General features: G+C 58.9%; 10 protein-coding genes and 1 pseudogene. 9 read left to right on the top strand and 2 right to left on the bottom strand.

Translation table 11 applies throughout. The annotated features are described in order from the left end of the window. Window positions 1-148 precede the first annotated feature (148 nt). Window positions 149-376, bottom strand: a complete 228-nt coding sequence (locus EBBID32_RS19215) for a DUF3072 domain-containing protein (protein WP_006964114.1) — start codon at window positions 374-376, stop codon at window positions 149-151. A gap of 131 nt (window positions 377-507) precedes the next feature. Between EBBID32_RS19215 and EBBID32_RS19210 the strand changes: the two genes are divergently transcribed. The 4 genes from EBBID32_RS19210 (at window position 508) to EBBID32_RS19195 (ending at window position 2457) form a co-directional block, all read left to right on the top strand. Beyond that, a complete protein-coding gene (locus tag EBBID32_RS19210) occupies window positions 508-801 on the top strand; it encodes a hypothetical protein (protein WP_006964112.1) in 294 nt (97 codons plus the stop codon). A 164-nt stretch (window positions 802-965) separates the two neighbouring features. Beyond that, the gene (locus EBBID32_RS19205) at window positions 966-1277 is read left to right on the top strand and encodes a hypothetical protein (protein ID WP_037491919.1); all 312 of its coding nucleotides are present in this window, start codon (window positions 966-968) and stop codon (window positions 1275-1277) included. Then, window positions 1270-2127 (top strand): glucose 1-dehydrogenase, encoded by an 858-nt coding sequence (locus EBBID32_RS19200; protein ID WP_006964109.1) that lies wholly within the window; start codon window positions 1270-1272, stop codon window positions 2125-2127. The genes EBBID32_RS19205 and EBBID32_RS19200 overlap by 8 nt, the downstream gene beginning before the upstream one ends. Before the next feature lie 48 nt (window positions 2128-2175). Beyond that, window positions 2176-2457, top strand: a complete 282-nt coding sequence (locus EBBID32_RS19195) for a DUF3175 domain-containing protein (RefSeq protein ID WP_006964108.1) — start codon at window positions 2176-2178, stop codon at window positions 2455-2457. A 400-nt stretch (window positions 2458-2857) separates the two neighbouring features. On the opposite strand, the gene EBBID32_RS19190 is transcribed toward EBBID32_RS19195, so the two are convergent. Further along, a complete protein-coding gene (locus EBBID32_RS19190) occupies window positions 2858-3349 on the bottom strand; it encodes an MgtC/SapB family protein (RefSeq protein WP_037491917.1) in 492 nt (163 codons plus the stop codon). Between EBBID32_RS19190 and EBBID32_RS25280 the strand changes: the two genes are divergently transcribed. The 5 genes and pseudogenes from EBBID32_RS25280 to EBBID32_RS19180 all read left to right on the top strand — a co-directional run bounded on the left by EBBID32_RS25280 (window position 3283) and on the right by EBBID32_RS19180 (window position 5259). Next, complete coding sequence (locus tag EBBID32_RS25280; protein WP_081628135.1) at window positions 3283-3624, top strand: response regulator; 342 nt, start codon at window positions 3283-3285, stop codon at window positions 3622-3624. The two genes, EBBID32_RS19190 and EBBID32_RS25280, sit on opposite strands and share 67 nt — an antisense overlap. A gap of 19 nt (window positions 3625-3643) precedes the next feature. Continuing rightward, on the top strand, window positions 3644-3781 hold the full coding sequence (locus EBBID32_RS23755; RefSeq protein WP_006964105.1) for a DUF3175 domain-containing protein: 138 nt from the start codon (window positions 3644-3646) through the stop codon (window positions 3779-3781). Continuing rightward, window positions 3751-3950: pseudogene (locus EBBID32_RS24665) on the top strand (plasmid stabilization protein); the annotation flags it as partial. The gene EBBID32_RS23755 and the pseudogene EBBID32_RS24665, both read left to right, overlap by 31 nt. 237 nt (window positions 3951-4187) lie before the next feature. Beyond that, window positions 4188-4958, top strand: a complete 771-nt coding sequence (locus EBBID32_RS19185; protein ID WP_051093387.1) for a Crp/Fnr family transcriptional regulator — start codon at window positions 4188-4190, stop codon at window positions 4956-4958. Window positions 4959-5016: 58 nt separating this feature from the next. Beyond that, window positions 5017-5259, top strand: coding sequence for a DUF6894 family protein (locus EBBID32_RS19180; RefSeq protein WP_037491914.1), 243 nt, complete (start codon window positions 5017-5019; stop codon window positions 5257-5259). Window positions 5260-5308 lie beyond the last annotated feature (49 nt).

Genomic DNA, 5308 nt, shown 5'->3' with positions numbered 1-5308 from the left:
ATCCAGATCGCCGCGCCATAACATCACGCTAGACTCTGCGCAGGCGTGTTTCTTAACGACCTCAAGGGTTTGCCGGGCGGTAGTAACCGCCCGGTATTGTCTGATCAGCCGCCAGTGCGACTGATACCGGCGCGTCACGCCGCCACCTTCAACCTCGATCGAGCTTTGTCTTCAATTCATCGATGCGGCGAGAGGCCTCCGCCTTGCTGAGATCACTGGCCGGCAAATCCTCCCCAGCTTCCTCAGATAAGGTCGTCAGGTAAGATGCCTGAGCGCCAGTCATCGGATCGTCACCCGACACCCAATCCTCCGGATCTTTCTCGGTGTTCGACGCGGGATGCTCATCGAACTTCGGATTATGCAATTGTTTCGTCATGACCAGACCTCATGTTCAACGTTTGTTCCTGCCGAGGAACCCGGCCTGCGCGAGATGGTTCCCAAAAGCATGTACCACGACACTTTCGAGCGATTTGCGAGTTATGGGATCGGGGGCAGCAGGAGATGGATATGCCCCGCGGAGACAAATCGAGCTATACCGACAAACAAAAGCGCAAGGCCGAGCATATCGAGGAAGGCTACGAGAAGCGCGGTGTGTCGAAGGACGAGGCGGAAAGTCGCGCCTGGGCGACGGTGAACAAGGAATCCGGCGGCGGCAAGAAGTCGGGTTCGGGCCGCGGTAAGACCGAGAATCACGAGAGCTCGCGCAAAGGCGGCCAGAAGGGCGGGTCCAGCCAGAGCGCCGAGAAGCGGTCTGCGGCCGCCAAGAAAGGCTGGGAAACCCGCCGCAAGAAAGGTGGTTGAGCCATGTCGATCCACAAGATGATCGCGCTTCACCCGGATGTAGGTGATGACTTTAACGAGACGCTCGCGACGGCTGCGCGCCATGCCATGTTTTGCGCTGAGATGTGCACCAGCTGTGCCGATGCCTGCGCGGCTGAGACGATGGACATCCGCAGGCCACCACCATGGTCGGCGCTTCGACGGCGGCGGTCCGGATGGGTCACTTCCTCGCGCCCAACCTCAGCGCACGCGCGATGGACATCGGCCTGAGGCGTTATTTCGAGACGGCCGAACAGGTACCGGTCAGCGACGGCAATCTGTTCGCGCCGCCAAGCGATCCGGGCGGCATCGATGGCGGCATGGGCTCCCCCGCAGCGCGCAAAGCCGGAATTGGGCTGGCCGCCGCGGCCGCTGTCGTCGCGGCAGCCGGAATTGGTGCCTGGCTGCTGCGAGGATCCCGCCAATCTTCAGAGCCGAGCGAGAACGACGATGCCTGACTATCCCAAGCCGCCCTTTCCCGATCAGCCGCAGCCGATGCCGGGCAAGACGGCACGCATGGACCCCGAGCCGGATCATGGCGAGCAGAGCTACAAAGGCTCGGGCAGGCTAGCTGGCAAACACGCCATCATTACGGGCGGTGACAGCGGCATAGGGCGTGCGGTTGCGATCGCCTATGCGCGCGAGGGCGCCGACCTCCTGATCAGCTATCTCAGTGAAGAGGAGGATGCGCAAAGCGTGGCCGAGCTGGTCGAAGCCGAGGGGCGCAAATGCATCCTCATGGCCGGCGATATAGCCGAACCGGCGCACTGCCGCGCGATCATCGAGCGGGCCGTCAGCGAGCTCGGCGACCTCGACATCCTCGTCAACAATGCTGCCCACCAGGCGACTTTCGAGGAGATCGAGGAGATCAGCGACGAGGAGTGGCAATATACGTTCGCCACGAACATCCACGCGATGTTCTACCTCGTCAAAGCCGCCACCAAGCATCTGGAGGGCGGCGGCACGATCATCAACACGGCGTCGGTCAACGCCGATATGCCTCGGCCCCAGCTGCTCGCCTACGCGACAACCAAGGGTGCGATCCAGAACTTTACCGCGGGCCTTGCCCAGATGCTCGCCGACAAGGGAATCCGGGTGAACTGCGTGGCGCCGGGACCGGTGTGGACCCCGCTCATTCCCTCGACCATGCCGCCCGACATGGTGCGCGAGTTCGGCAAGAACATACCGATGGGCCGGCCGGCCCAGCCGGCCGAGCTAGCCGCGCCTTATGTGATGCTCGCCAGCGAGGAAGCGAGCTTTATCTCCGGCGCCACGATCGCGGTCACCGGGGGCAAACCGATTTTATGATTGCCTGCGTGTCGCGATTGTCACCCACGAAAACCCAGGAGTGATCCGATGCCCACCAAGAAATGGTCTCAGGATGTTACCGAGCATTCCGATGCGCTTGACCTTGAGGAAGGCGTTTTCACGCAGGACGATCCCAAGGCGATCGCCCAGTCACTCAAGCGGTCCGCCGAGCATAGCAAACGGCGCAAAGGGACACCGCTGCAGTCGGCGATGGGCATGCTCACCTTCTATATAAACCGCGCAGGCAAGGACCTGCCAAACGAGCGCCGCCGTACGCTCGAAGACGCCAAGGACGAATTGCGCGCTCTGTTCGACAAGAGCGACGATTGAGCCGTTTGATCCGGGCTCATCGGTCAATCAGGCGTGGCTCTACAGCGCCCGTGTCCGGTCTCAGTTGGCGTCGGGTCGGCCAAACCGACCGATCAGCTTGCGATATTCTGCCTCCGGTACACCATAGGCATCACCTGCCAGATCCTCGAGCTTTATCCGGTTGATGACCTTGATCAGGCCGCGGGTCGATCGGATTGCCCCGACGTCTTCGAGAATGTGTAACGTGACCGTTTGAGCATATTGTCGAGGCTTTCGACCTCGAGGCATGGTTGCTGGAAATTCCGCGGAGCAAGGCGGACCAGGAAGGGGAGGGGGTAATCCAACCCATACCATTGCCTACTGGCCATTGTGGAAGCACGCGGGCACAGTTCCTAAAACATCAGCTGGATGGCGGCCTTCCTCAACGATTATCAATTTCACCATCTTGTTGTCTTGGCGAACCTCGCCGGTTCGGCATTTGGATATCGTCCGTGGTGTCAACGGGTCCCTGCCTCCGTGACTTGGTCATGAAACGTTCGAATAGGAACGCAGCAGATAGGAGAAGAAGCGCCAAAACTGTTCCAGCGAGCACCAAGACATATTGTCCCGCTCCTGCCGTAATCCCTACCGCAGCGGCCATCCAAAGGCTGGCTGCCGTTGACATGTTTCGAACATCGCCGCCGAGCACGAAGATAAGACCGCCTGCGATGAAACCAATCGCCTGTGCCAAGCCTTGCACGACCCGAACGGGGTCTCCCTCATTGTGCTGTTCGACCATTTCGAGCGCTGAAAGGGTTAGCATCGCTGAGCTGAGCGTGACGAGACCGTGAGTTCGCAAACCGCCCAGTGCCAGACCCAGGACTGTTGCAAGACCCAATCGCGCCAAGGTGGTGGGAAGATCATTCTCTAGCATCGCGACTACCTCCCTCCCAGCAACTGAAAATTCTATTCGTGGAGGACGAGCCCGGCATTCGCACAATCGTTGCACTAGCTTTGGGGCGGGATTCCGACTTTTCCCTCACTACATACGCCAGCGGCGTTGAAGCCCTGAAAGATATCGAAAGAAGCAGCCACTCATTTGATTTCGCCCTCCTCAACATGCGGCTGCCATCCATGGCAGGCATCGAGTTCGAACCACAATCCGCTCGCACCACCTGTAAACATAGAACCGGGAAGTTCAGCAGCTGAACGCGCCGGGAGACACGCGATGAGCAAACATAAATGGTCGCAAGATGTGACCGAGCAGGGCGACGCACTGGATCTTGATGAAGGCCTGTTCAAGCAGACTGATCCAAAAGCGATCGCCCTGTCGTTGAAACGATCCGCCGAACATGGGCGACGGTGAACAAGAGTCTGGCGGTGGCAAGAAATCCGGTTCGGGGCGGGGCAAGACGGAGAGCCATGCGTCATCGCGCAAAGGCGGGCGTGTCGGCGGAGCTAGCCAGACCCATGAAGAGCGATCAGCCGCTGCAAAGAAGGGGTGGGAAACCCGGCGTAATCAGGCGAAGGCCTGACGATACTGGCCGAAGCGGGTCGCTTTTGGACAAGGCACAGGGCGTTTTCGAGTGGGTGCCAACGTCGGTGAAGCTGTATTGCCTGTCGGTATGGCTTACAAAAATGTCGGGATACCGCCTGACTAAATTGGTTAGGCTGCATGTTAATTGCTATGTTAAAGACGGTATATTGCCGGGCAAGTAAATGGGTGTCCCGGCGACAGAGAGATACATGTGCTCCCGCCCTGTGGAGGCTGCATGTCATCGATCACCAATTTGGATTTCTTCGCGCGACGGCTTTCGCAGCGGGCCGCGCTCGACGAAGAAGATCGCGCCGCAGTATCAGCACTCCCTTTTCAGCATCGCTACCTTAACCCAAGCGCTTATGTCGTCCGCGAGGGGGAGCCGCCCCGTCCGCATTGCAGTTTTGTCCTCTCTGGACTCGCATTTCGGCATAAGTTGACGGTGCATGGCGCGCGTCAGATCGTGTCGATCCATCTGGCTGGCGATCTGCTCGATCTACAACATTTGTTTCTTAACATTGCCGACCACAGTGTCCAGGCTCTGACGGAACTTGAGGTGGCCGACATTGATCGCGATGCTCTGCGGGAAATGGCCCTGGAGCGGCCTGCCGTCGGCCAAGCGCTCTGGATAGATGGTCTGGTGGACGCCTCGATTTATCGAGAATGGGTGCTCAACGTCGGGCGGCGCGACGCAAGGGCGCGCATTGCCCATATATTGTGCGAAATCGCCGTTCGCATGCACGCTGCCGGTGTTATCGGTGCGGCTGACTTTCATCTGCCGATGACGCAGGAGCAATTGGGGGACGCGACCGGGATGACCAGCGTTCATGTCAATCGAACCCTGAAGGCACTCGCGAAAGATGGCCTTGTCGATCATAGCGGACGATGGATCGCCATTCAGGACTGGAACAAGATCAGGCGTGAAGGCGACTTCAATCCGCTTTATCTGCACCTCGATCAGGTTGCGCCGCACTTACCCGGTCCCCTTTCATCGATGTTTCCTTAACCAGGTTAGAGCGTGAGTTCGGGCGAAGCATTACTGTGCGCGATGCCTGGAGGACAAAATGCCACGCTACTTCTTTTCCGCGTCAGATGCCGATGGGGATGAAACAGGAACAGAGTTACGCGATCACGCTGCAGCAAGGCGTTTCGTCATCCAGTTTGCTGGCGAAATCATGAACGATCAGCCTGACGTACTTTGGGATGGTCGAGAGTTCAGCATCTTTGTGACGGATGAACTGAGAAGACTCCTGTTCACTATCAAAATGGTGGCCGTGAATGCGCCTGCGGGCGAAGGTACGGAGTAATTCAGGTGAATTTGCCGCGCGACAATCAGGGGTTCTTCCGCATCTTTGG

The organism is Sphingobium indicum BiD32, assembly GCF_000382885.1.
GTDB lineage: Bacteria > Pseudomonadota > Alphaproteobacteria > Sphingomonadales > Sphingomonadaceae > Sphingobium > Sphingobium japonicum_C.
This window is presented reverse-complemented; position numbering and strand designations above follow the sequence as displayed.

Bases quoted from the DNA above. Each gene is read 5' to 3' on its own strand.
- EBBID32_RS19190 (WP_037491917.1), bottom strand. From the start codon at position 3,349: ATGCTAGAGAATGATCTTCCCACCACCTTGGCGCGATTGGGTCTTGCA.
- EBBID32_RS19200 (WP_006964109.1), top strand. From the start codon at position 1,270: ATGCCTGACTATCCCAAGCCGCCCTTTCCCGATCAGCCGCAGCCGATG.
- EBBID32_RS19215 (WP_006964114.1), bottom strand. From the start codon at position 376: ATGACGAAACAATTGCATAATCCGAAGTTCGATGAGCATCCCGCGTCG.
- EBBID32_RS19180 (WP_037491914.1), top strand. From the start codon at position 5,017: ATGCCACGCTACTTCTTTTCCGCGTCAGATGCCGATGGGGATGAAACA.
- EBBID32_RS23755 (WP_006964105.1), top strand. From the start codon at position 3,644: ATGAGCAAACATAAATGGTCGCAAGATGTGACCGAGCAGGGCGACGCA.
- EBBID32_RS19185 (WP_051093387.1), top strand. From the start codon at position 4,188: ATGTCATCGATCACCAATTTGGATTTCTTCGCGCGACGGCTTTCGCAG.
- EBBID32_RS19195 (WP_006964108.1), top strand. From the start codon at position 2,176: ATGCCCACCAAGAAATGGTCTCAGGATGTTACCGAGCATTCCGATGCG.
- EBBID32_RS19210 (WP_006964112.1), top strand. From the start codon at position 508: ATGCCCCGCGGAGACAAATCGAGCTATACCGACAAACAAAAGCGCAAG.
- EBBID32_RS19205 (WP_037491919.1), top strand. From the start codon at position 966: ATGGTCGGCGCTTCGACGGCGGCGGTCCGGATGGGTCACTTCCTCGCG.